The organism is Escherichia sp. E2586 (genome assembly GCF_005781105.1).
In the GTDB taxonomy this organism is placed as follows: domain Bacteria; phylum Pseudomonadota; class Gammaproteobacteria; order Enterobacterales; family Enterobacteriaceae; genus Escherichia.
Genome location: NZ_VATN01000004.1, coordinates 355,488 through 381,070 on the forward strand (window position 1 = coordinate 355,488; position 25,583 = coordinate 381,070).

Annotated in this window: 25 protein-coding genes; 8 read left to right on the forward strand and 17 right to left on the reverse strand. The window is 48.7% G+C overall.

The window, feature by feature from the left end; translation table 11 throughout:
- Nucleotides 1-6: 6 nt before the first annotated feature.
- The gene (can, locus tag FEK50_RS04800; protein WP_130204959.1) at nucleotides 7-669 is read right to left on the reverse strand and encodes a carbonate dehydratase; all 663 of its coding nucleotides are present in this window, start codon (nucleotides 667-669) and stop codon (nucleotides 7-9) included.
- Nucleotides 670-777: 108 nt separating this feature from the next.
- Between can and FEK50_RS04805 the strand changes: the two genes are divergently transcribed.
- The 4 genes from FEK50_RS04805 to FEK50_RS04820 all read left to right on the forward strand — a co-directional run bounded on the left by FEK50_RS04805 (nucleotide 778) and on the right by FEK50_RS04820 (nucleotide 4,299).
- Complete coding sequence (locus tag FEK50_RS04805; protein ID WP_000150638.1) at nucleotides 778-1,704, forward strand: ABC transporter ATP-binding protein; 927 nt, start codon at nucleotides 778-780, stop codon at nucleotides 1,702-1,704.
- Nucleotides 1,701-2,471 carry an ABC transporter permease gene (locus FEK50_RS04810; RefSeq protein WP_064525104.1) on the forward strand — a complete coding sequence of 257 codons (771 nt, stop codon included), beginning with the start codon at nucleotides 1,701-1,703 and terminating at the stop codon, nucleotides 2,469-2,471. Before FEK50_RS04805 ends, FEK50_RS04810 begins: the two co-directional genes overlap by 4 nt.
- 104 nt (nucleotides 2,472-2,575) lie before the next feature.
- Complete coding sequence (locus FEK50_RS04815) at nucleotides 2,576-3,016, forward strand: PTS sugar transporter subunit IIA (RefSeq protein WP_131161234.1); 441 nt, start codon at nucleotides 2,576-2,578, stop codon at nucleotides 3,014-3,016.
- Nucleotides 3,017-3,072: 56 nt separating this feature from the next.
- Nucleotides 3,073-4,299, forward strand: a complete 1,227-nt coding sequence (locus FEK50_RS04820; RefSeq protein ID WP_130204963.1) for a polysaccharide deacetylase family protein — start codon at nucleotides 3,073-3,075, stop codon at nucleotides 4,297-4,299.
- Between the two features lie 3 nt (nucleotides 4,300-4,302).
- Here FEK50_RS04820 and panD read toward each other — a convergent pair whose 3' ends face one another.
- Complete coding sequence (gene panD / locus FEK50_RS04825) at nucleotides 4,303-4,683, reverse strand: aspartate 1-decarboxylase (protein WP_000621508.1); 381 nt, start codon at nucleotides 4,681-4,683, stop codon at nucleotides 4,303-4,305.
- 273 nt (nucleotides 4,684-4,956) lie between these two features.
- Here panD and rpnC point away from each other — a divergent pair, with 273 nt between their 5' ends.
- Together rpnC and FEK50_RS04835 are read left to right on the forward strand one after the other, a co-directional pair.
- Nucleotides 4,957-5,829 (forward strand): recombination-promoting nuclease RpnC, encoded by an 873-nt coding sequence (gene rpnC / locus FEK50_RS04830; protein WP_131161233.1) that lies wholly within the window; start codon nucleotides 4,957-4,959, stop codon nucleotides 5,827-5,829.
- 68 nt (nucleotides 5,830-5,897) lie between these two features.
- Nucleotides 5,898-6,143: a hypothetical protein gene (locus FEK50_RS04835; protein ID WP_131161232.1), complete on the forward strand. Its 246-nt coding sequence runs from the start codon at nucleotides 5,898-5,900 to the stop codon at nucleotides 6,141-6,143.
- Between the two features lie 70 nt (nucleotides 6,144-6,213).
- Here the strand turns inward: FEK50_RS04835 and panC are convergent, their stop codons facing one another.
- From panC to thpR, 15 genes are all read right to left on the reverse strand, one after another.
- Nucleotides 6,214-7,065, reverse strand: a complete 852-nt coding sequence (panC, locus tag FEK50_RS04840; RefSeq protein WP_131161231.1) for a pantoate--beta-alanine ligase — start codon at nucleotides 7,063-7,065, stop codon at nucleotides 6,214-6,216.
- Between the two features lie 11 nt (nucleotides 7,066-7,076).
- A complete protein-coding gene (panB, locus tag FEK50_RS04845) occupies nucleotides 7,077-7,871 on the reverse strand; it encodes a 3-methyl-2-oxobutanoate hydroxymethyltransferase (RefSeq protein WP_131161230.1) in 795 nt (264 codons plus the stop codon).
- 112 nt (nucleotides 7,872-7,983) lie between these two features.
- Nucleotides 7,984-9,267: a fimbrial-like adhesin gene (locus FEK50_RS04850; protein WP_276320327.1), complete on the reverse strand. Its 1,284-nt coding sequence runs from the start codon at nucleotides 9,265-9,267 to the stop codon at nucleotides 7,984-7,986.
- A 22-nt stretch (nucleotides 9,268-9,289) separates the two neighbouring features.
- Nucleotides 9,290-9,886: a fimbrial-like protein gene (locus FEK50_RS04855; RefSeq protein ID WP_131161229.1), complete on the reverse strand. Its 597-nt coding sequence runs from the start codon at nucleotides 9,884-9,886 to the stop codon at nucleotides 9,290-9,292.
- Nucleotides 9,887-9,912: 26 nt separating this feature from the next.
- Nucleotides 9,913-10,518, reverse strand: coding sequence for a fimbrial-like protein YadL (gene yadL / locus FEK50_RS04860; RefSeq protein WP_131161228.1), 606 nt, complete (start codon nucleotides 10,516-10,518; stop codon nucleotides 9,913-9,915).
- Nucleotides 10,519-10,532: 14 nt separating this feature from the next.
- Entirely contained in the window at nucleotides 10,533-11,102 is a 570-nt protein-coding gene (locus FEK50_RS04865; RefSeq protein WP_130204975.1) for a fimbrial protein, read from the reverse strand.
- Nucleotides 11,103-11,118: 16 nt separating this feature from the next.
- Nucleotides 11,119-13,719, reverse strand: a complete 2,601-nt coding sequence (htrE, locus tag FEK50_RS04870; protein ID WP_131161227.1) for a Yad fimbria usher protein HtrE — start codon at nucleotides 13,717-13,719, stop codon at nucleotides 11,119-11,121.
- 34 nt (nucleotides 13,720-13,753) lie between these two features.
- Entirely contained in the window at nucleotides 13,754-14,494 is a 741-nt protein-coding gene (locus FEK50_RS04875; protein WP_130204979.1) for a fimbrial chaperone, read from the reverse strand.
- Between the two features lie 104 nt (nucleotides 14,495-14,598).
- Nucleotides 14,599-15,183 (reverse strand): fimbrial protein, encoded by a 585-nt coding sequence (locus FEK50_RS04880; RefSeq protein WP_130204981.1) that lies wholly within the window; start codon nucleotides 15,181-15,183, stop codon nucleotides 14,599-14,601.
- Between the two features lie 346 nt (nucleotides 15,184-15,529).
- Complete coding sequence (gene folK / locus FEK50_RS04885; RefSeq protein WP_130204983.1) at nucleotides 15,530-16,009, reverse strand: 2-amino-4-hydroxy-6-hydroxymethyldihydropteridine diphosphokinase; 480 nt, start codon at nucleotides 16,007-16,009, stop codon at nucleotides 15,530-15,532.
- Nucleotides 16,006-17,403, reverse strand: a complete 1,398-nt coding sequence (pcnB, locus tag FEK50_RS04890; RefSeq protein WP_205712810.1) for a polynucleotide adenylyltransferase PcnB — start codon at nucleotides 17,401-17,403, stop codon at nucleotides 16,006-16,008. Before pcnB ends, folK begins: the two co-directional genes overlap by 4 nt.
- Nucleotides 17,404-17,462: 59 nt before the next feature.
- The gene (gluQRS, locus tag FEK50_RS04895) at nucleotides 17,463-18,359 is read right to left on the reverse strand and encodes a tRNA glutamyl-Q(34) synthetase GluQRS (RefSeq protein ID WP_135524483.1); all 897 of its coding nucleotides are present in this window, start codon (nucleotides 18,357-18,359) and stop codon (nucleotides 17,463-17,465) included.
- A gap of 66 nt (nucleotides 18,360-18,425) precedes the next feature.
- A complete protein-coding gene (gene dksA / locus FEK50_RS04900) occupies nucleotides 18,426-18,881 on the reverse strand; it encodes an RNA polymerase-binding protein DksA (protein ID WP_001155227.1) in 456 nt (151 codons plus the stop codon).
- A gap of 177 nt (nucleotides 18,882-19,058) precedes the next feature.
- Nucleotides 19,059-19,763: a DNA/RNA nuclease SfsA gene (gene sfsA, locus FEK50_RS04905; RefSeq protein WP_130204989.1), complete on the reverse strand. Its 705-nt coding sequence runs from the start codon at nucleotides 19,761-19,763 to the stop codon at nucleotides 19,059-19,061.
- Between the two features lie 14 nt (nucleotides 19,764-19,777).
- Entirely contained in the window at nucleotides 19,778-20,308 is a 531-nt protein-coding gene (gene thpR / locus FEK50_RS04910; protein WP_131161225.1) for an RNA 2',3'-cyclic phosphodiesterase, read from the reverse strand.
- Between the two features lie 73 nt (nucleotides 20,309-20,381).
- Here thpR and hrpB point away from each other — a divergent pair, with 73 nt between their 5' ends.
- Nucleotides 20,382-22,811, forward strand: a complete 2,430-nt coding sequence (gene hrpB, locus FEK50_RS04915; RefSeq protein WP_131161224.1) for an ATP-dependent helicase HrpB — start codon at nucleotides 20,382-20,384, stop codon at nucleotides 22,809-22,811.
- Nucleotides 22,812-22,973: 162 nt separating this feature from the next.
- Complete coding sequence (mrcB, locus tag FEK50_RS04920; RefSeq protein WP_131161223.1) at nucleotides 22,974-25,496, forward strand: bifunctional glycosyl transferase/transpeptidase; 2,523 nt, start codon at nucleotides 22,974-22,976, stop codon at nucleotides 25,494-25,496.
- Nucleotides 25,497-25,583 lie beyond the last annotated feature (87 nt).

Here is a 25,583-nt window from a genome sequence, read left to right on the forward strand (position 1 = left end):
GCATATTTATTTGTGGTTGGCGTGTTTCAGCTTGAGGTTGGAAATCCCGTGACGGTAACGTTGCTCAAGGGTTTCGCGGTTGGTGGCAGTAACATCCAGATCACGCAGCAAGCCGTCGTGAATGCCGTAGGCCCAGCCGTGAATGGTCACTTTCTGCCCGCGTTTCCACGCTGATTGCATAATGGTGGAGTGGCCCAGGTTATATACCTGTTCCATGACGTTCAGTTCACACAAGGTATCCAGACGGCGCTCTGGCGGCATTTCGCCGAGCAATGAGCTATGTTTGAACCAGATATCGCGGATGTGCAGCAGCCAGTTGTTGATAAGCCCCAGTTCCGGGTTTTCAACTGCGGCTTGTACGCCGCCGCAACCGTAGTGGCCACAGATAATAATGTGTTCAACTTCGAGAACATCCACTGCATACTGAACCACGGAAAGGCAGTTCAGGTCGGTGTGAATGACCAGGTTAGCAACATTACGGTGAACAAAGAGTTCGCCCGGCTCAAGACCGGTTAAACGTTCTGCAGGAACGCGACTGTCGGAACATCCAATCCATAGAAAGCGCGGTTTTTGCGCTTGTGCCAGTTTCTCAAAAAACCCGGGATCCTCTTCCACCAGCATTTTTGACCATAGTGCATTATTGCTGATGAGTGTATCTATGTCTTTCATGGAGGTTAACGACCTGTAACCAAATAATTACGTTTGGCTAATATAGGGCAACTCCGGGACGATTTAAACCACAGATAAAGTGTAAGAACGTAAGGTAAGTAAAAATTTATGACCATTGCACTGGAACTTCAACAGCTTAAAAAAACCTATCCAGGCGGCGTTCAGGCGCTTCGTGGAATAGATTTGCAAGTCGAAGCGGGTGATTTTTATGCGCTTCTCGGGCCGAACGGGGCCGGAAAATCAACCACTATCGGTATTATCAGCTCTCTGGTAAATAAAACCTCCGGGCGGGTCAGCGTATTTGGTTACGATCTTGAAAAAGATGTCGTCAACGCTAAACGTCAGTTGGGACTGGTGCCACAGGAATTTAACTTCAACCCGTTTGAAACCGTACAGCAAATTGTGGTGAATCAGGCGGGGTACTACGGTGTAGAGCGCAAAGAAGCGTACATCCGCAGCGAAAAGTATCTTAAACAACTCGATTTGTGGGGGAAACGTAACGAACGTGCACGTATGTTATCTGGCGGGATGAAGCGCCGTTTAATGATCGCCCGTGCGTTAATGCATGAACCTAAACTGCTGATTCTGGACGAGCCAACGGCAGGCGTGGATATCGAACTTCGTCGCTCAATGTGGGGCTTTTTGAAGGATTTAAACGACAAAGGCACCACCATCATTCTTACCACGCATTACCTGGAAGAAGCAGAAATGCTGTGCCGCAATATCGGCATTATTCAGCACGGCGAACTGGTGGAAAATACCTCGATGAAGGCACTGCTGGCAAAGCTGAAATCAGAAACCTTTATTCTCGATCTCGCACCGAAAAGCCCGTTACCGAAGCTCGATGGCTATCAGTACCGACTGGTAGATACCGCCACGCTGGAAGTTGAAGTGCTGCGTGAGCAGGGGATCAACAGCGTATTCACGCAGTTAAGTGAGCAGGGCATTCAGGTATTAAGTATGCGTAACAAAGCTAACCGTCTGGAAGAGTTGTTTGTTTCACTGGTTAATGAAAAACAAGGAGATCGCACATGATGCATCTTTACTGGGTGGCGTTAAAAAGCATCTGGGCGAAAGAGATCCATCGCTTTATGCGTATCTGGATACAGACGCTGGTGCCACCGGTTATCACCATGACCCTTTACTTTATCATCTTCGGTAACCTGATTGGTTCGCGTATTGGCGATATGCATGGCTTCAGCTATATGCAGTTCATTGTTCCGGGGCTGATCATGATGTCGGTAATCACCAATGCCTACGCCAACGTCGCTTCATCATTTTTTGGCGCCAAGTTCCAGCGTAATATTGAAGAACTGCTGGTCGCTCCGGTTCCGACTCACGTCATTATTGCCGGATATGTCGGCGGTGGCGTAGCGCGCGGACTGCTTGTTGGTATGCTGGTGACAGCAATTTCGCTGTTCTTTGTACCGTTTCAGGTGCATTCGTGGGTATTTGTCGCTTTAACGCTGGTGCTCACGGCGGTGTTGTTCTCTCTTGCCGGATTGCTTAATGGTGTGTTTGCCAAAACGTTTGATGACATCAGCCTGGTACCAACCTTTGTGTTAACGCCACTCACGTATTTGGGCGGGGTGTTTTACTCACTGACCTTGTTACCACCGTTCTGGCAGGGGCTGTCGCATCTCAACCCAATCGTTTATATGATCAGTGGATTCCGCTACGGCTTCCTCGGCATTAATGATGTGCCGCTGGTTACTACTTTTGGTGTGCTGGTTATTTTTATTATTGCGTTTTATCTGATCTGCTGGTCGCTGATCCAGCGCGGACGCGGTCTGCGCAGCTAAGGCTAGTTCCTCTCCTCTGGATTCGGGGGAGAGGAGTTTTGACGACTATCACCCTTTATCAACAATGGTCAGGGTAGACTGATTTTCAGCTAAGGAGGAAGGTAATGTTAGGTTGGGTAATTACCTGTCACGACGACCGGGCGCAAGAGATGTTGGATGCGCTGGAAAAAAAACATGGCGCACTTATCCAGTGCCGGGCGGTGAATTTCTGGCGCGGATTAAGTTCCAATATGCTCAGCCGCATGATGTGCGATGCTCTGCATGAAACAGATTCTGGCGATGGGGTTATCTTTTTAACCGATATTGCAGGTGCTGCGCCTTATCGTGTTGCATCGTTATTAAGCCACAAACATTCCCGTTGCGAAGTGATTTCTGGTGTCACGTTACCGTTAATTGAGCAGATGCTGGCCTACCGTGAAACGTTATCCAGTGCGGAGTTTCGCGAGCGAATTGTCGAACTGGGTGGGCCTGAAGTCAGTAGTCTCTGGCTCCAACAACAAAAAAATCCCCCCTTTGTCCTCAAGCATAATTGGTTCGAGTATTAAATCGCATTCCGATTTTGCTACACTAACGGCGCTGTTTCTCGCCTGGTAGTTTTCTCATGATTAAAAAGATTATTTTTTTACTGCTGCTGGTTTCATCTGGTGTCGGCGCAGCGCTTCCCGCGCGTTATATGCAAACCACTCAGGATGCAGCTATCTGGGGAAAAATTGGCGACAAAACGGTAACCGTCGGCAACATTCGCGCCGGGCAGATTATTTCGGTCATCCCAACCGCTGCCGATTATTATGAATTCAATTTTGGTTTTGCTACGGGGTATATTGATAAAGGGCATCTGGAACCTGTACAAGGGCGGCAAAAAGTTGAAGATGGTCTGGGGGATCTGAATAAGCCACTGAGTAACCAAAATCTTATTACATGGAAAGATACTCCGATATACAACGCGCCTGATGCGGGTAGTGCGCCATTTGGCGTGTTGGCCGATAATTTGCGTTATCCCATTATTAATAAATTAAAAGATCGCCTGAATCAAACCTGGTATCAAATTCGTATTGGCGAACGACTGGCCTATATCAGTGCACTGGATGCGCAGCAGGATAACGGTATTCCTGTATTGACCTACCATCATATTTTACGCGATGAAGAGAACACCCGTTTTCGTCATACTTCGACCACGACGTCGGTGCGAGCTTTCAATAACCAGATGACCTGGTTGCGCGATCGTGGATATACCACGTTAACCTTGTATCAACTGGAAGGGTATCTGCGTAATTCGATGAATCTTCCGGCTCGCGCGGTGGTGCTGACGTTTGATGATGGCTTGAAATCAGTGAGTCGTTATGCATATCCCATTCTGAAACAATATGGCATGAAGGCGACGGCGTTTATTATTACCTCTCGCATCAAACGTCATCCACAGAAATGGAATCCGCAGTCATTACAGTTTATGAGTGTTTCTGAACTGCGTGATGTCAGCGATGTTTTTGATTTCCAGTCGCATACGCATTTTTTACATCGGGTTGATGGTTATCGCCGACCCATATTACTCAGCCGCAGTGAGCATAATATTCTGTTTGATTTCGAACGCTCTCGCCGGGCGCTAAACCAATTTAATCCTCGAGTCTTGTATCTTTCGTATCCATTTGGTGGATTTAATGACAAAGCGGTAACGGCGGCAAATGAAGCTGGATTTCATCTGGCGGTGACCACCATGAAAGGTAAAGTAAAACCGGGGGATAATCCGTATTTATTAAAGCGGCTGTATATTTTAAGGACAGATTCGCTGGAGACGATGTCGCGGCTGGTGAGTAACCAGCCGCAGGGGTGATTATCAGGCAACCTGTACCGGAATCGCTTTCGCGGTACGTTTCATTTCATTGTCGCCTTCAAAGTAGGCAACGTTGGGGCGCCAGGTACGGGCTTCTGCATCTGGCATAGTGACGAAGCTGGCGATGATGACAATATCGCCGACGCTGGCACAGTGGGCCGCCGCACCGTTGACAGAAATAATTCTCGAACCGCGTTCTGCCGCGATGGCATAGGTGGAGAAACGCTTGCCGTTGGTAACATTCCAGATATCAATGGCTTCGTTTTCGAGAATACCGGCTGCGTCAAGAAAATCCTGGTCAATGGCGCAAGAACCTTCATAGTGCAGGTCCGCATGAGTCACTTTCACGCGGTGGAGTTTGCCCTGCAGCATCGTGCGAATCATAACTTCTACCTTTCTACCCTGTCGTTAACGAAGCAGGCGATGCCTGCTTTGAGGAAATTCTCACGCAGTATTGCCCGATTTTTGATAAGTGTCTACTGATCTGGTGGCATTTGCACCAGCAGTTTGCGTACCGCGCCGAAGCTTGCCATGTAACGCCTGTAACCAATTGAAATTTCTCTGAACACTGCTCGGTAAACAACAAAGAGGCAGCAGACGACAGCGCATATTGGCCGGATACTTCCTTCACATAGGGCAACATGGAAGGCAGGGAAGATGGACGCACCGAGTACCACACCGCATGACGCGGTATTTAAACAATTTTTAATGCATGCGGAGACGGCTCGCGACTTTCTGGAGATACATTTGCCAGTGGAATTACGCGAACTGTGTGATCTCGACACGCTGCATCTTGAGTCGGGGAGTTTTATCGAAGAAAGCCTGAAAGGACACAGCACGGACGTGCTCTATTCCGTGCAAATGCAGGGCAATCCTGGTTATCTGCACGTTGTGATTGAGCATCAAAGCAAGCCGGATAAGAAAATGGCCTTTCGCATGATGCGCTATTCGATTGCCGCCATGCACCGGCATCTGGAGGCTGACCACGATAAGCTGCCGCTGGTGGTGCCGATTCTGTTTTATCAGGGCGAGGCCACACCTTATCCACTCTCAATGTGCTGGTTTGATATGTTTTACTCGCCGGAGCTGGCGCGACGCGTCTATAACAGTCCATTCCCGCTGGTGGACATCACCATCACACCGGATGACGAAATCATGCAACATCGGCGGATTGCGATTCTCGAACTGCTGCAAAAACATATTCGCCAGCGCGACTTAATGTTATTGCTGGAGCAACTGGTCACGCTGATTGACGAAGGGTACACTAGCGGAAGTCAGTTAGTTGCCATGCAAAACTATATGCTGCAACGCGGTCATACTGAACAAGCGGATTTGTTTTACGGTGTGGTGAGAGACAGGGAAACAGGAGGGGAGTCTATGATGACGTTGGCGCAGTGGTTTGAAGAGAAGGGAAGGCAGGAGGAAAGGCAGGAATTCGCCCAGCGTCTTTTGAGTAAAGGGATGTCTCGAGAAGACGTTGCAGAGATGGCAAATTTACCTCTTGCTGAGCTTGATAAGCTGATTAACTAAGTTATCTGCATTATCAGTTTTAGCCAGATAATTGTTATTGTTAACTGACCAGATAATTAAGGGAATCTATGGACATAAAGACACGGAGAGAAACCAGGCAGACGTTGGCGCAGTGGTTTGAAGAGAAGGGATTTCAGAAGGCGTATCAGGAGGCGTTTCAGAAGGGATATCAAGAGGGATATCAAGAGGGACTCCAGGAGGTAAGACAGGAATGCGCCCAACGTCTTCTGAGGAAAGGAATACTTCGTGAGGATGTTGCAGAGTTGGCAAATTTATCTCTTGCAGAGGTTGATAAGCTAATTAGCCTTAATTAAGTTACCTGTGTTATGACAGTTGACGTGGCAATGAATAACTGGCGCCATCAGCTGTAGCGCCAGTTAAGTATTACGCCAGCTCGATCATTTTGTTGTCGATCAGGCGAGCATCGCCAAGCCAGGCGGCTACCAGAATTACTGCCCGTTTGCTGTTTTCAGAGACTTCCAGCAGCGTGTCGGCATCGCGAATCTGAATATCATCAGCGCGGAAGCCTTTTTCATTCAGTTCTTGCCCTGCAATGGCAATAATCTCATCGAGATCCCGCTCTCCAGCCTGCAATTTGTCGGCAATCGAACTTAAAACTTTGTACAGACCGGGCGCAATTTTGCGTTGTTCCGCCGTCAGATAACCGTTACGGGAACTCAGCGCCAGACCGTCTTTCGCGCGCATAATCGGTACGCCGACAATCTCAATATCGAAGCCCATATCAGCAACCATTTTGCGTATCAGCGCCAGTTGCTGAAAGTCCTTTTCGCCGAAGCAGGCGATGTCCGGCTGAACCAGGTTAAACAGCTTGCTGACGATGGTCGACACGCCGCGAAAATGTCCCGGACGGCTGGCACCTTCCAGCATGGTCGAAAGGCCAGGAACATCAACATAGGTGTGGGTTTCGGTACCGTTCGGGTAGATCTCTTTTACCGAGGGCGCGAAAACCAGATCGACTTTGCGCTTGTTCAGTTTTTCGCAGTCTTCTTGCAAAGTGCGTGGATATCGAGCCAGATCTTCCGGGCGGTCGAACTGCATCGGGTTAACGAAAATACTGACCACCACCACATCGGCGCGGGCTTTGGCTTCGTCGACCAGTTTCATATGGCCATCGTGCAGGTTACCCATGGTTGGCACCAGCGCCACGCGCTTACCTTCCATACGCAGGCGGCGAATTTGCTGACGCAGCAGCGGCAGGGTTTCGATAATTAACACAACGTGACTCCTTAATGGAAACTGTGTTCTTCGCCCGGATAAACGCCGGACTCCACTTCAGCCATATACTGCCGCACGGCAGCACGGATGTCGCCCGTTTCAGCGAGGAAATTTTTAGCGAATTTAGGAATGTGACCGCCGGTAATGCCAAAGGCGTCGTGCATCACGAGGATCTGCCCGTCGGTGACGTTGCCTGCGCCAATACCAATAACCGGGATCGCCAGTGCCTCGGTAATGCGTTTTGCCAGCTCAACCGGCACACATTCCAGCACCAGCAGTTGTGCACCAGCGGCTTCTAAGGCTAATGCATCGCTGAGCAGTCGATCGCCCGCTTCATCGCCGCGCCCCTGTACTTTGTAGCCGCCGAAAATATTCACTGACTGCGGCGTTAAACCTAAGTGACCACATACAGGTACTGCGCGCTCGGTAAGCATTTTTACCGTTTCAACAAGCCACTCACCGCCTTCAATTTTGACCATATTGGCACCGGCACGCATAACCGTTGCGGCGTTTTCAAAGGCTTGTTCCGGCGTGGCATACGCCATAAACGGCAGGTCAGCCAACAGCAGGCAGTTTGGCGCGCCGCGACGTACCGCAGCGGTATGGTAGGCGATATCAGCAACGGTAACTGGCAGGGTGGAGTCATGCCCCTGAACCGTCATGCCCAGTGAGTCGCCTACCAGCATGACGTTAAGTCCTTCATCAGCAAAAAGTTTCGCGAAGCTGTAGTCGTAAGCGGTAATGGTCGCGAAACGTTTTTTTTCCTGTTTGTACTTCTGCAGTAAGGAGATGGTGGTCGGTTTCATAACGTATCCTGATAAATGATGTTGTGCTGTCTGGCATTTTATCAGTCACATTGGTGGGGGCAATGATTTCTCTATTGTGGCACCGCCATTACCAGACGGTGCCACAATGTTATCAGGGATAGGTTACCTGGAATGTACTGGTGGCTTTAAATTCACCGGGTTCGATAGCAATATTCCCGTCTTGCTTTAACGTCGCCTGGAAGTGAAGTGGTTGTGTCGTTCCATTGCCTTTATCTGGGTAAATTCCGTCAGTATTATCATCTTCCTCTTCATAATCTTTATATACAGAGGTTGCGTCATTAGGCTTCAGAGTCATTAAGGCGCTTCTGCTAGTGGCTAATCCTTCAATAAGTACACCGACACCTTTTGCCCCCCCCGTTCCTGTGAGGGTGTTTCCAAGAAGCTGTTTGTCTTCTATGCCGATTTTTGTTGAAACTAATTTTGTTTCGATATTACGAACACGAATACAGTTCTGTAACGAAATGTCAAAAAGAACCGGAGTTGCGCCATTTTTAATTTGTCCAGGACCATATTCTCCCATTTTTACTGTAGAGCCGCTTACATTGGTGCCGCTTAATACTGAAGTAAAACAAGTAGGTAAAGTGATTTTTATATTGACTAAATCAAAATTTATATAAAGGTGATTGCTGTGTTGATTAATACCATCACCAACACCATAAGCCTTGAAAGCATAAAGATAGTCGGATGAGCTTAACAACTGAACCTGTTGGTTTTGTGTCGGGTTGAAAGATGAATCAGTATAAAATTCAACGGTGAGACTCTGCATTAAACCACCAATAGCCCAATATTTACTGGTTGTATTTGCTCTGTCGCAACCTCTTGTCTGAAGATCCACATCATCTATGTAGAATGAAAAGTATTGGTCTGCGCTATCTCCAATATAAATACTATCTCCACTGATATTTGATTTGACCCAGGCTGACCAAATGTTGGAAATTGATAGCGTATAATAGAGTCCCTGAACAGACGTTGAAAATAACTTATGACCCGCGTAAGTTAAATGAGAGTCAATCATTGCATTTTCAATTTTCATCGGTGCCCCACTGGCATTTCCACTGGTATTACAGTAAAGAGTCCCTGTCCCCCCACTCCCTCCCAAACTATCTAGTTGAGACCAAAACAGTTTTACATCAGTTTTGTTAATGCCATCACCGGGAGGTGGTTTATAAAACACCAGATTGTTAGTAATAGTCGCATAACGAAATATTGCTTTTCCGCTTGAAGATGGACCAATAAAGGCATCAACGCCAGCATTATTACCTACAATGAAACTTGTATTGTTTGCGTAAGCTGAGATGCAGAATAGTGTAGTTAGAATTATATAGAAAAATTTAAATAATACGTGCATATAATATGTGGTGGTCTGTGTGTGCATATTGTTTTTTCTTACATTAGAGTTACTCATAATAAATATCAACCAGTACGGTGCTTTTGACTTGGCCAGAAGTAACATCCAGTGTGGAATCAATTTTCTGCATTCTGGCATAAAATTTCCATGATGAATTATCCATTACTGATGTCATCACGGGATAGACTGAGCGTGATATACCTGCTGTATTTAATACATTGAACGTATTTGCAGAATCCTGGATAGAAAAAATAACTACGCCAACATTTTTAGCGCCTGTTGCTTCGTCATTGGCAAATATTTGCCTGGACCCAGCAGCCATGACACCGCTAAGAGCTCTAAAATCAATATGTAATTGATTTAACACATCGCCAGTTCCCTGGAATGCACAGTCTGAGACAGTAACAGTGAACTCTTTTCCACCAGGTTGGTAACTTTCAGGAGTAACATTACCAGAAAAATATCCCACCCCAACGACGCCAAGATCAATATTACCCTGGTTACTGATTCCGCTATTGCACGTGCTGTTTTTTACATTGGCAACAAGGTCGATATCCTGTCCAGCGATGGCTGGACAGGTAATGGGAAACAGTAATGACAGAAACAGAATTATTCTATTCATCAGCTTACGTTGAGTGGGATGCATATATAGTTCCTGAATCTGTCAGTCTGTTAGTTATAGGTGATAGTAAATGTTGCAGGGGCGAAAAAATTACCTGCCGTAACATTATTGACAGTTTTATCCTTATCTACCACAAGGACTGCACTCATATCAAAGTCCACAACATTAGTACCTGTTGCACCCACAATACTCTTTTCTTTCGCTTGAGGAGTAGCGCAGCTAAATTGTTTATTTTTATCTGCTCGATCTGGTGTTATGGCACCCCAGACTTCAACCACAACCGCATTTGCTTTTTCTGTGGATGTAGATGCATTGGCAAATCCATCACCATTATTGGCATTTCCTTCACATGTGCCAACTTTGGTTAATGTTATATATGCTTTCTTTCCTGGAATTCCTGCACAATCTTTAAACTGTAGTTTGAATGTTTTAATTTTGGTTTTAGCATTGATTTCAGATATATATACATCACCAAAATTAACCGTGGAGATTTTATTATTACCATCCATAAGTGTTGCTGTGCAGGTACCCATTTCCACAGTGGTAATAACGGTCAGCCCAATGCTGTCTGTTGCTGCATAAGAGGGTACGCTGAACAATGAGGCAGCCAAAACGACACTGCTGGATAATCCATAACGTAAATTTTTAAATGTCATCTTAATTATCCTTATTATTGATAGATGAAATTAAACGTCGCCAGAGCGCGGAAGTTCCCCGGCACACCAGCGCCTTGAGATGTTTCACGTAGCGCAACAGTCATTTCAAGACCTTTGTCGGACGGTATTTCGCCTGTGTCCCAGCGTATCTTTTCCGCACTGTTGGGTTTAAGAAAAGTGGCATCATCAGTATTCCGTCTCTTGAAACCTATACCGATATAACTTGTCGTAGAATTTGTATCACCAGACAGCGGTATAATAAGCTTGGGTGAACTTGATGAGGCGTTTCCGGTCAGAGTGGTATCGATCCAGCTAATGCCACTGCTGCACCCACTGGCAACCAGTTTAAAATCAGCCTGAGCTTCTGTCGTTTTATTTGCGATCTTATCCAGCCCCATCTTAGGGATTTTTAATGTGTAGTTATTATTACCATCATTCGTGACATTATTACCAGTAAGTGTGATGTTACAGGTTGTCGCTTTGACAGTGGCTGTAAACTCTACATTAATATCCGTTGCAAATACTGAGGGTGATAATAATATTCCCATCAGTATCGCTATTTTATGTGGCGTTGTTTTTATCATTTGACGTCCCTTGTAGTTACTGAATCTGACACCGAATTCCATTCAGAATAATAGATTGCGCTATTTTTTCTGCTTCTGAACTTTGTTGATAATGCGCAAGACAACTTACAGGTTTACTTTCTTCGAGCCATTTAATGCTGATATTTCCTTGCTGCTCAATACCACGAACAAAAGCCTGTCCACCCTGTCCAACATTACCAATTACATTACCCTGCTCATCATAAATATCTGCAGCAAATGGAATATTTTTACCATCACTTCGAGTGATGTTCATAATCGCTGATTGCCCTTGCACAGTTTCAAAATCAGCAAAGACGACTGAACCCTGACGCGGCACAGCAACAGCACTGGTACTTTTTAATTCAACATCGTTCTCAAGATCGTTGATATCCAGCGCGATACGGTTTTCATGATAAGGAGAAAGGGCACTGGTGACACCATAACCCCACCGATCGATAGTGCTGTTGCCATAATTTATTCGAGCCCCTTTGGCACCAGGAGCCTGAACTACCGCCAGTGTATCGGAGTCGCTAAAACTGTCATTACTGAAGGTCAGGCCGCCGCTATGTAATACAAAACCACCGTCAGTGCTGAGAGAAACTTGACGACTGTTATCGCTATTCGCAGAAACTGAACCGGCCAGGGTTCCCCACGGTGACTCATAGCTGGCATATCCACCAACATAACTCATATCTTTACTGGCTTTATTCATCGTATAGCCTGTATTCACGCTATAACTGACGCGAGCGTTATCGCTATAGCCACTGCTACTGACGTTGAGTTGATTATTGCCCTTAAAGTCACTGCTCATTTGAGTATCAATACTCTGGAAACCTGAAGTACGCTGTTCAGTGCCAAGTAATTTTTCAATAGGAATGGTGAAACTGAGATAAATGCTATCGTCAGTGTCGCCGTTTTCATTCCATGAACGCTGTGCACTGACACTGTAGCTGCCCCAGGATGTACTGTTACTGTAGCCAATAGAGTAATTGCTACGATTTTGTCCTGAAGCCCAGTAATCGGACCAACTTCCGGAAAGATAAAATGAACCGTAATCTTTTTTCTCAAATTTCAACGGTTGGTTAATACTGACCGTAACCTGATTTTTCATGCGCGAGTAATTACGCATGTTTTGTGGTTCAAGATCTTGTTCGGGATGTTTCACTTCATCAATTAGAGTTAGTGCATCATTAAGACCAAGGTAATTTTGTGTTGAATAGCGATAGGCCGCGATATTCAGTGAAGTACTTGTTTCTTCGAATAATTTGTTCCAGGAAACACGATAACTTTGCCCCTGGTATGTTTTATCATCCGGGATACGGACATTGGAGTGAGTCACATCGAAAGAAAATGCACCGACTGAGGTATTCAGGCCAAGACCTAACAAACCGGCGGTATAGTTATTATCGGTAATCTGAATACCAGTATAACCCGTCAGATAGTTATTCAGACCGTAGTAGTAGCTGGCCTGAAATAAATTAGGTTCATCCTGAATATCATCTTTTAAGACCTGGCCGCCGCTAATATCCCAACGTCCAACGCCAGGGCGTAACATTTGAACAACCGATGAAAAAGGTTGCGAGAATGTCCTTTTTGAGCCATCGGATTCTTCGATGGTCACAATAAGATCACTGCCGTACCCTGACGGGCTAAGATCATCAATGACGAAAGCGCCTGGAGGCACAGTCGTTTCATAAATCTTATAGCCGCCTTGCGTAATAGAGACTTTGGCATTGGTATTGGCGACGCCATGTATGATAGGTGCAAAGCTGGCTAATGTCGGAGGCAACATTCGGCTGTCACTGTATACGCGAATGCCTCGGATACTGACGGAATCAAAGGTTTCGCCCGTAGTATAAGATTCACCAATAATTAATTGAGAGCGTAGTGAGGCGATATCTCGTTGTACATACCGATTCTTAAAATCATAATTACTGCCAGAATCGGTCATCCAGTTGTAGTTGCCGGAGGCTCGCAGTCGCCATGCACCTAAATTCATACCACCGTTAAAAGCAGCATAAATGCTGTCATTTCTTCGACCAGGGGTTTCACTATGATATCCGTTGAGGTTATATGACAACATAGCCGCATTAATGCCGTTTTCCCATAATGATGGATCAACATAGTTTTGGTAATTTTTCATTACCCAGGCTTGAGGAACGTCTATATCCAGACGTTGATCGTTAACGTCATAACGAACGGAAGCCTGAGGGATAATTTCCGTCAAATTGAGGCAATCACCGAGCGTTTCATCCCGGGCAAGCAGAACGGCTTTTTCGTTATTTATATCGGGGGAATTAATATGAAACTGCAATAAATTCTTTAATGTGATACAGGCCTGGGCGTTCTTTTTTCCTTCAATCGCTACAAATGTAATACTTTGGTTAATGATTGGTTGATCGTTGACATAAACACTGACGTCGTAAACACCCGGTATAGCGGGGTTACCTTCGCTGTATCGACTGAGATCAATATTAGATGCATTCTGCCCCATCAGGAAGGTAGGGTCATATTCAACGAGTTCAGCACTGAAAGCACTATTGCAATACAGCAGCGCGCATAACGTGGCGATACGGGTCAGATGATGATGATAATTTTTAGTATATTTTATAGTCACGCTATGCTTCCTGCGGAATTATATCCTTGCCTGATTACAGTCGGGCATTACCTTCAATGGCGCCACCAAAGTCATTAATGGCGTAAAAGTGCACTTTTGAAGAATTTGCTTTGCCATTAAGGCCATTGACTTTCATGACTTCATCACTGAATGGTGCAATCATTTTCACATCAATCGGATAGCGTTTACCGCTGGCTTCTAAATCGCCACTGCTAAAAGAGACGTAGTAAGGCGTTGGATTAGTGACTTGTAATGCCGTTTTACCGTCTGAACCTGACCAGGACCATTTCAGGGCTAATGGGGCTTCAGAGGGATTTCCCTTCAATCCATCCGGGCGATAGAACAGTTTTATACGTGTGCGAAATGCCAGTTGCAGCAGGCTTTGATTCGCGACCTTTTCTGCATCTGGTTTTGGTGGAACTTCCAGTACGTTAAACCAGAATACGCTCTCCCTGTCTTTAGGCAGTGAGGTACTGGCGGTGTACATCAGTTTGATTGTTTGCCCACGTTTGGCATCAATACGCGATACTGGCGGTGTGGCGGTAAAGGGGACTGTAATACTGCCAGGTTCAGCGTTGTCATCGCCAGTATCTAACCAACTCTGGACAAGTAACGGGTTATTCCCTTTATTTTCCAGACGTACGCTGACACTTTTTTGATCGCTTTTATATATTACGCGAGTACCCGAAATGACAATATCCGCAATAGACGATGAGCTAAAAGCCATACAGGTTACGAAGCATAAAGCTGCTGTATGTTTGGTGTTAAAAAACATAAACCATCCCTGACAGAGTTAATTAAAACAGGGAATAATATAAAAATAGTAATTATTAATACTATTCCCTGTATATTCATTCAATCAATTTAATTGGTGAATACTTACTGATAAGTAATGGTGTATGCAGTGTTAGTTTTTACATAACCAGCAGTCGCTGTCTGATTTGCGTCAGCACGAACGTAAGATGCTTTAAAATCATAAATTGCAGATTTTGTCGTTGCATCCATGGTTTTAGTATACACATCGCCGGGGTTGTTAATTTGAACCTGTTTGATAGTGGAACCATCAATATTGTGCAGAGCGATATTTACGCCATCAGACGGGTTGTTAATAGACATGTCGTTGTTCAGCGTTCCTTTGCTATTACCAAAGAAAACAGAACCGAAGGTCATTTTAGCTGTGCTACCTGGATTCGGGTTCGCTTTGCTACAGTCAACGGTGATGCTGAAAGGTTTAGCTTTAGCACCAACGGTATCATTCAGTACGCCGTCAGTGATTTCACCAACAGTTGCAGTTTGCAGCAGGATTAGACCATCTTTGTTACCACCGTCTACACGGGTTTCACAGGTGTTATCAACAACCAGACCGCTGATATTTAACTGACCACCGTCCATATCTGCAGAAGCAGTACCTGCAACCATTGCCAGCATAAGACCAGACAGGGCAAAACCTAATTTTTTAGACATAAAAATCCTTGAATTATATTCCATGAGTTTAACTTCAATCGGGAGTCCGCACATGGGGAGGCCCGATAGACTAGAAAGATTGGTTTGTTAATGATGAGGACTTGAATTTACCGAATGTTACATCTGCTCATCATTAGGGGGGATATTGTGCATAATAAAAATTATATATCCACTTAATTCATCTTTAAGTAAAACTAAATATCTAAAGTTGAAAAAATAGTGTATGGGGTGGGAGGGTTAAGAGGGTGGAATATATTATTAATTGTGGTTGTAGCTTAAAGGAAGCATTGATTGCAATTGTTGGGAAGTATTTTCAGAATTTATTTATATTCAAGAGATTATTGTATTACCACTTATTTAATTCATCGTATTTATTTATTCGTAATAAGTTGTCTAATGTTGTTCCATCAGGAAAAACCAGCTCCGGCGCAATCTCAAACAGCGGCCACAGCATAAATCCACGATTTTTCATATCGTAGTGCGGAACGGTGAGTCGTTCGGTATTAATCGTTTCATTACCGAATAACATAATGTCGAGGTCCAGCGTGCGTGGCCCCCAGCGTTCAGCTTTGCGGACGCGACCTTGCTGCAACTCAATACGCTGTGTGTGATTGAGTAACTCTTCAGGGGCAAGAGCGGTTTCCAGCGCTACGGCTGCGTTTAAGTAATCGGGTTGATCTTGCGGCCCCAGCGGTGGGGTACGGTAAAATGAAGAAACGGCAAGAATGCGGCTTTCCGGAATGTCACCTAATGCTTTCACGGCAGCATTGACCTGCTCCAGCGGAGAGGCCAGATTGCTGCCTATGGCAATATACGCCACCGTCATGCGGTACCCTCGCGACGCGGCGCGCGTTTGCGCGGACGGCGAGTACGACGGCGCGGTGTTGGATCTTCATCCAGCTCGTTGAGCATCCCTTTTTGGTCTGGTGGCGCAGAAACCTGGAACTCACCCCACCATTTCGCCAGACGTTGCAGCTCGGCGTTGCGTTCCACTTCAGCACGCAGGGACAGCAGGTCGTAGGCGGCGCGGAATTTCGGATGCTCCAGCAGTTTCCATGCCCGTTTGCCCTGACGACGGGACATACGCAGCTGCAGCTGCCAGATATCGCGAGTTAGCGTAGTCAGACGTTTCGGGATTGCCAGTGAACGGCAGGCTTCGTCCAGTACGTCGTTCATCGCCAGCGCGAAAGCGTCGTGATAGGTCAGGCCGCTTTCCTGAGCAATTTTCTGCGCTGTTTCCAGCAGTGGATACCAGAACATGGCGGCAAACAAAAACGCCGGGTTAACGCGCATATCGTTATGAATACGCGTATCGGTATTCTTCAGTACCTGCTCAATGATTCGCTCCATTGGGCTGTCGCCATTTTCCGTGAAGTAACGGGTAATGGTCGGGAACAGCGGCTGGAACAGATTATATTCACACAGCAGTTTATAGGTTTCGTAACCGTAGCCCGCTTGCAGCAGTTTAAGAGACTCTTCAAACAGGCGTGCTGGCGGAATATCGTTGAGCAGAGTAGCAAGGCGTGGGATCGGCTCGGCAGTTTCTGGGCTGATGCGCATCCCCAGTTTCGCGGCAAAACGTACTGCGCGCAGCATACGTACCGGATCTTCACGGTAGCGCGTTTCCGGGTTCCCAATCAGGCGGATAACACCGTCTTTCAGATCCTGCATGCCACCAACGTAATCACGGACGGTAAAATCCGCGACGCTGTAATACAGACTATTAATAGTGAAATCGCGGCGCTGGGCGTCTTCTTCGATGGAGCCGAAAATGTTGTCGCGTAGCAACATGCCGTTTTGCCCGCGCTGAGAAGTCGTGCGGTCGCTGACATTGCCTTCGTGGTGACCTCGGAAGGTGGCGACTTCGATAATTTCCGGGCCAAACATCACATGAGCTAGACGGAAACGGCGACCTACCAGGCGGCAATTACGGAACAATTTGCGCACCTGCTCAGGCGTGGCGTTGGTGGTCACGTCAAAATCTTTCGGCTTTTTGCCAAGTAACAGGTCGCGTACGCCGCCGCCAACCAGCCAGGCTTCGTATCCCGCTTTATTGAGCCTGTACATTACCTTCAGGGCATTTTCACTGATATCTTTGCGGGAAATAGCATGCTGCTCGCGCGGGATCACCGTCACCTGTGGACGGGCGACTGCTTGTTCAGCTTCGCTCTCCTCGCGGCTCAACACCTTGCGGCAAAAATTAGCGACTCGGGTAAAAATAATACACCTCGGTAGTGTCAAACATCATTCAGGACAAAAAAATAGCGGCTAATCATAGCTCAGCATGACGCATTTGAGAATGTTGAATTTACAATTGCCGACTCTGGCACGGCGGTCAGCGTCCAGTTTTTGACGGCTGACTGAAGGATTTGCTCTACGCTGTAATCCTGCCAGTGCGCTTCTGCCTGCTGACCCAGAAAATGAAGTGCCGCGATTAGCACAGGGCGCGGATCGCCTTTCGGTAACGCAGGCGCATGATTCTGCTTGGAAAGTTTAGTGCCTTGTGCGTTTAGCGCCAGCGGTAAATGAATGTAATCTGGCACCTGCCAGCCAAAAAGCTGGTACAGCGAGATTTGCCGCACTGTCGGTTCAATTAAATCTGCCCCACGAACAATTTCTGTGACGCCCTGGAAGTGATCATCGACCACCACCGCCAGGTTATAGGCAAACAAACCATCACGACGATGAATAATAAAATCTTCTCGCGCCAGTTTTTCGTCGGCGTGAATAATTCCGCGTAGTTGATCAGTAAACTGCGTGACCGGATACAACTGCCGAATACGCACAGCCGCGTTGTCTGGTCCATGATGCAATGTTCGGCAATGACCGTCGTAAATACCGCCAATGCTTTGGATACGCGCACGCGTGCAGGTGCAGTAATAACTTAGCTCTTGCTCATGTAACCAGGCGAGTGCTTCGCGATAGGCGTCGTGACGTTGGGATTGCCAAAGAACATCGCCGTCCCAGTGCAGGCCGTAATGTTCCAGCTGGCGCAGGATATTTTCTGCGGCACCGGGAACTTCACGAGGCGGGTCGATATCTTCAATGCGTACCAGCCAGCGACCTTGCCGGGCGCGAGCCTGCAAATAGCTGCCAAGCGCAGCAATCAGAGAACCAAAATGAAGCTCGCCGGAAGGAGAGGGGGCGAAGCGACCAATATACTGTGTGTCTGTCATCTCTTTGAACAAAAAATAAGGCGGGAGTATTTCCCGCCTGTGGTAAACGTGATGGAACGGCTGTAATTAGCCAGCCATCTGTTTTTCGCGAATTTCAGCCAGCGTTTTGCAGTCGATGCACAGATCGGCTGTCGGGCGCGCTTCCAGACGACGAATACCAATTTCAACACCGCAAGATTCGCAGTAGCCGAAATCTTCGTCTTCCACTTTTTTCAGCGTCTTCTCGATCTTTTTGATCAGCTTACGCTCGCGATCGCGGTTACGCAGTTCGAGGCTGAACTCTTCTTCCTGGGCTGCACGGTCTACCGGGTCCGGGAAGTTGGCTGCTTCATCCTGCATATGTGTAACGGTGCGATCGACTTCATCCCTGAGTTGATTACGCCATGCTTCCAGAATACGACGGAAGTGCGCCAGCTGGGCTTCGTTCATATACTCTTCGCCCGGCTTCTCCTGATATGGCTCCACCCCAGCGATGGCGAGAATACTCAGGGACGATGTTTTACGGTTTTGCCCTTCTTGCATGTTGCTTCTCCTTAACACGCACTATCGATCCCCATGTTCGGGGGAAAAATGAGGCCGCTATAAATAGCAGATGCTTTTCCGGATAGCAATTATCTAAACGTAACACTTGACAACTGTGTGAGGAAAAGCGTATTTGCGCACGCGACCAGAATGTAAATTAACCAGTTACTTACACTACTACAATGTAACAGGCAGTGATTTTTTAAGAGCCATACCTTCAGCAGAAAGTTCCGCTTTATAAGCCAGAATTTCTACTCCCCTCTGTTGTGCTTCTGACAATAGTTGCGCGTATTTCTCATCGATGTGGCGCGCGGGTGAAAACCGTGTAATGGCTGAATGCAGTACAGCGAAAAAAATCACCGCTCGTTGGCCTTCAGCCGCTACGCTCATCAACTCCCGAAGATGTTTCTGCCCACGTTGGGTAACGGCATCGGGAAAGTAACCTTGCTCATTTTCCGCTAACGTAACCGATTTCACTTCAATATAGCAGTCAGGTCGAAACCTCGCCTGTAACATGAGGTCAATACGACTGCGCTCGGCACCGTATTTTACTTCGCTTTTCAGCGAGCTATAGCCTGATAGCTCCGAAATTTCCCCATTAAGGATAGCCTCTTTCGTCAATCTATTCGCCCAAAGCGTATTAACGCAAATAAATGCGCCGCTTTGGCTTTGGGTTAATTCCCAGGTGTGCGGGTATTTCCGTTTTGTATTGTCGGAAGTCGAATACCAGACGGTATCGCCAGGCGTTGCACAACCGGTCATCGCGCCAGTGTTGGGGCAGTGTAGCGTCAATTCACGACCATCAGGTGTGATCACATCGGCTAAAAAGCGTTTATAACGCTGAATTAGCGTGGCGCGCTGTAAAGGAGGAGAAAATTCCATTATGACAATCCTTTTTATTGCGTCAGCGTCCAGCGTTTGAGCTGTGTGTAGCGTGTACGCCCACGGGCAAACGAGGAAGCATAAAGAGTGAACTCCTTCACCTCATATGACCAATTAAAACCAGGCGGTGGGATTGTTACCGCCTCGCTGGCGTCGCGCAATAAGGTGATATGCGGATGAAATGGTCGATTGCTTTGAAAACAACCACTGCGTGCTGCCTGAGAACGAAGCATATTCGCCAGTTGGATTAAGCCGCGCGGCGGCTGGCGCATACCCAACCATACCACGCGTGAACGCAGCCACTGACCTGCGTCATCAAGCGTGAGTGTAAAACCGGGTTGACGAATTCGCCCGGCCAGCAGTGAGAGCGCCTTCTCTTTGTCTGCGCTTACTTCGCCTAAAAACGCCAACGTCAGATGCAAATTCTCAGCAGCAACCGGGCGGCCCGCTTCAGGTGGAAACTGTGCGGCGCGCCAGTGAATAATCTGTTCGCGGATTTCAGCAGGTAGGTCAATGGCAAAGAACAGCCGTTGCGGTTCAGACATGTCAGGCACTCGGTTATGAATTACCGCGATGCTACAATGTGGCGCGAAGAATGTTAACCCTCTGGAGCGTTTTGTGTCGTCGTTACCCGTTGCAGCCGTCTTACCTGAATTACTTGCCGCCCTCGATTATGCGCCGCAGGTGTTATTAAGTGCGCCGACCGGAGCCGGAAAATCGACCTGGCTACCGCTGCAACTGCTGGCGCATCCAGGGATTCACGGGAAAATCATCCTGTTGGAGCCACGTCGACTGGCGGCGCGTAACGTTGCGCAACGCCTGGCGGAGCTGCTGAACGAAAAGCCTGGCGACACAGTTGGCTACCGGATGCGTGCGCAAAACTGCGTCGGGCCGAATACTCGTCTGGAAGTGGTCACCGAAGGCGTGTTGACGCGCATGATCCAGCGCGACCCAGAACTGAACGGCGTGGGGCTGGTGATCCTCGATGAATTTCATGAACGCAGTTTGCAGGCGGATTTGGCGCTGGCGTTGTTACTCGATGTGCAACAAGGTCTGCGCGATGACTTAAAGCTGCTAATTATGTCGGCTACGCTGGATAACGATCGCTTGCAGCAGATGCTGCCAGAAGCGCCCGTTGTTGTTTCCGAAGGGCGCTCGTATCCGGTGGAGCGCCGCTATTTGCCGTTGCCTGCACACCAACGCTTTGACGAAGCAGTAGCTGCCGCTACCGCCGAATTGCTGCGCCAGGAAACTGGGTCATTACTGTTATTTTTACCTGGTGTCGGAGAAATTCAGCGCGTGCAGGAACAATTGGCGTCACGTATCGGCAGTGATGTGTTGCTCTGCCCGCTGTATGGCGCGTTGTCGCTGAACGATCAGCGAAAAGCTATCCTCCCTGCGCCGCAAGGAATGCGCAAAGTGGTGCTGGCGACCAACATCGCTGAAACCAGTCTAACCATCGAAGGTATCCGTCTGGTGGTGGATTGCGCCCAGGAAAGGGTAGCGCGCTTTGATCCGCGTACGGGTCTTACTCGGTTGATCACTCAGCGCGTTAGCCAGGCGTCGATGACCCAACGTGCCGGGCGCGCCGGGCGTCTGGAGCCAGGTATTTGCCTGCATTTAATCGCTAAAGAGCAGGCGGAACGCGCCGCAGCGCAAAGTGAACCGGAGATCTTACAAAGCGATCTCTCCGGTTTGTTGATGGAATTACTGCAATGGGGATGTAGCGATCCGGCACAGATGAACTGGCTGGATCACCCGCCAGCGGTGAATCTACAGGCGGCGAAACGTCTGTTACACATGCTGGGGGCGCTGGACGGTGAACGGCTTAGTGCGCAAGGGCAAAAAATGGCGGCGCTGGGTAACGATCCGCGTTTAGCGGCAATGCTGGTGAGTGCGAAGAGCGACGATGAAGCGGCTACCGCCGCAAAAATTGCCGCCATACTCGAAGAACCGCCACGGATGGGTAATGGCGATCTTGGCGTGGCGTTCTCGCGTAATCAACCAGCCTGGCAGCAACGTAGTCAGCAACTGTTGAAACGCTTAAACGTTCGCGGCGGTGAGGAGGACAGTTCGCTTATTGCGCCGCTACTCACCCGAGCGTTTGCCGAGCGTATTGCTCGTCGGCGTGGGCAAGATGGACGCTATCAACTGGCGAACGGCATGGGGGCGATGCTGGATGCCGACGACGCGTTAAACCGCCACGAATGGCTGATCGCACCGTTATTATTGCAGGGCAGCGCCTTGCCGGATGCGCGGATTTTGCTGGCGCTGCCGGTCGATATTGATACGTTAGTAGAACGTTGCCCGCAACTGGTGCAGCAGTCTGACACTGTGGAGTGGGACGACGCTCAAGGCACGCTGAAAGCCTGGCGTCGGCTGCAAATTGGCCAGCTCACGGTAAAAGTGCAGCCACTAGCGAAACCTTCGGAAGAAGAATTACATCAGGCGATGCTTAACGGTATACGCGATAAAGGATTAAACGTCCTCAACTGGACGCCAGAAGCGGAACAGCTACGCCTGCGTTTACTGTGCGCTGCGAAGTGGTTACCAGAGTATGACTGGCCAGCGGTCGATGACGCGAGTTTATTGGCGACGCTTGAAACGTGGTTGTTGCCGCATATGAGCGGCGTACATTCGCTACGTGGCCTGAAATCAGTCGATATTTACCAGGCGCTGCATGGATTACTCGATTGGGGAATGCAGCAACGTCTGGTGAGTTCCCTGCCTGCGCATTACACTGTGCCGACGGGAAGTCGGATCGCCATTCGTTATCATGAAGATAACCCGCCTGCGCTGGCAGTAAGAATGCAGGAGATGTTTGGCGAAGCCACCAATCCGACAATCGCCCAGGGGCGTGTGCCACTGGTGCTGGAGTTGCTTTCACCCGCCCAAAGGCCGCTGCAAATCACCCGTGATTTGGGGGCCTTCTGGAAAGGGGCGTATCGTGAGGTGCAAAAGGAGATGAAAGGGCGTTATCCCAAACACGTCTGGCCGGACGACCCGGCGAATACCGCACCAACGCGGCGGACGAAAAAGTATTCGTAAGGTTGGTAAACGGGCATAGGGGCAATGTGCGCGCTGATGCCCTCACCCCGGCCCTCTCCCACAGGGAGAGGGATAAAAGCATTTTGAGAGATATCTTCTTCTGTATTGCAACAGAAGAACAGAAAATCGGGCTTTTGCGCCTGAATATTGCGGAGAAAAAGCATGGCCGGGAATGACCGCGAGCCAATTGGACGCAAAGGGAAACCGACGCGTCCAGTCAAACAAAAGGTAAGCCGTCGTCGTTACGAAGACGACGATGATTACGACGATTATGATGACTATGAGGACGAAGAACCGATGCCGCGCAAAGGAAAGGGCAAAGGAAAAGGGCGTAAGCCTCGTGGCAAACGCGGCTGGTTATGGCTGCTGCTAAAACTGGCTATCGTTTTTGCCGTGCTGATCGCCATTTACGGCGTTTATCTCGATCAAAAAATTCGTAGCCGTATTGATGGCAAGGTCTGGCAGTTGCCAGCGGCGGTCTATGGCCGAATGGTTAACCTTGAACCAGATATGACCATCAGCAAGAACGAGATGGTGAAACTGCTGGAGGCGACCCAGTATCGTCAGGTGTCGAAGATGACCCGTCCTGGCGAATTTACCGTGCAGGCCAACAGCATTGAAATGATCCGCCGTCCGTTTGATTTCCCGGACAGTAAAGAAGGGCAGGTGCGTGCGCGTCTGACTTTTGATGGTGATCATCTGGCGACCATCGTCAATATGGAGAACAACCGTCAGTTCGGTTTCTTCCGTCTTGATCCGCGCCTGATCACCATGATCTCCTCACCAAATGGTGAGCAGCGTCTGTTTGTGCCGCGCAGTGGTTTCCCGGACTTGCTGGTAGATACCTTGCTGGCGACAGAAGACCGTCATTTCTACGAGCATGATGGCATCAGCCTCTACTCCATTGGACGTGCGGTGCTGGCGAACCTGACAGCCGGACGCACGGTGCAGGGGGCGAGTACACTGACGCAACAGTTAGTGAAAAACCTGTTCCTCTCCAGCGAACGTTCTTACTGGCGTAAAGCGAACGAAGCCTATATGGCGTTGATCATGGATGCACGTTACAGCAAAGATCGCATTCTTGAGCTGTATATGAACGAGGTGTATCTCGGTCAGAGCGGCGACAACGAAATTCGTGGCTTCCCGCTGGCGAGCCTGTACTACTTTGGTCGCCCGGTAGAAGAGTTGAGCCTTGACCAGCAGGCGCTGTTAGTTGGCATGGTGAAAGGCGCGTCGATCTACAACCCGTGGCGTAATCCGAAACTGGCGCTGGAGCGACGTAACCTGGTGCTGCGTTTGCTGCAACAACAGCAGATTATTGACGGCGAACTGTATGAAATGCTGAGTGCGCGACCGCTGGGCGTACAGCCACGCGGCGGAGTAATCTCTCCTCAGCCAGCCTTTATGCAGCTGGTGCGTCAGGAGTTGCAGGCGAAACTGGGCGATAAGGTGAAAGATCTCTCTGGTGTGAAGATCTTCACTACTTTTGACTCAGTGGCCCAGGATGCGGCAGAAAAAGCTGCCGTAGAAGGCATTCCTGCACTGAAGAAACAGCGTAAGTTGAGCGATCTGGAAACGGCGATTGTCGTCGTTGATCGCTTTAGTGGCGAAGTCCGTGCGATGGTCGGGGGGGCTGAACCGCAGTTCGCGGGCTACAACCGTGCGATGCAGGCGCGTCGTTCGATTGGTTCACTGGCAAAACCAGCGACTTACCTTACGGCGTTAAGCCAGCCGAAAATCTATCGCCTGAACACGTGGATTGCCGATGCGCCAATCGCGCTGCGTCAGCCGAACGGTCAGGTCTGGTCACCGCAGAACGATGATCGTCGCTATAGCGAAAGCGGCAGAGTGATGCTGGTGGATGCGTTGACCCGTTCGATGAACGTGCCGACGGTGAATCTGGGGATGGCGCTGGGGCTGCCTGCGGTTACGGATACCTGGATCAAACTGGGCGTGCCGAAAGACCAGTTGAATCCAGTTCCGGCAATGTTGCTGGGAGCGCTGAACTTAACGCCAATCGAAGTGGCGCAGGCGTTCCAGACTATCGCCAGCGGCGGTAACCGCGCGCCGCTTTCTGCGCTGCGTTCGGTAATCGCGGAAGATGGTAAGGTGCTGTATCAGAGCTTCCCGCAGGCGGAACGCGCAGTTCCGGCGCAGGCGGCGTATCTGACGCTGTGGACTATGCAGCAAGTGGTGCAACGTGGTACAGGACGTCAGCTTGGGGCGAAATATCCAAACCTGCATCTGGCAGGGAAAACGGGGACTACCAACAACAACGTTGATACCTGGTTTGCGGGCATTGACGGCAGCACGGTGACCATCACCTGGGTAGGCCGCGATAACAACCAGCCGACTAAGCTGTACGGTGCCAGCGGGGCGATGTCGATTTACCAGCGTTATCTGGCTAATCAGACACCAACACCGCTGAATCTTGTACCGCCGGAAGATATCGTGGATATGGGCGTGGATTACGATGGTAACTTTGTTTGCAGCGGTGGTATGCGTACTTTGCCGGTCTGGACCAGCGATCCGCAATCGCTGTGCCAGCAGAGTGAGGTACAGCAGCAGCCGTCAGGCAATCCATTTGATCAGTCTTCACAGCAGCAACAGCAACCTGCTCAACAGCAGCAGAAAGACAGCGACGGCGTGGCAGGCTGGATCAAGGATATGTTTGGTAGTAATTAACGTCTAAGCGTGACATACCGGATGGCGAGTAGCCATCCGGTAAAATAACATCCCTCCAAAAGCATTAACCCTTTCTTTTCATCTGGT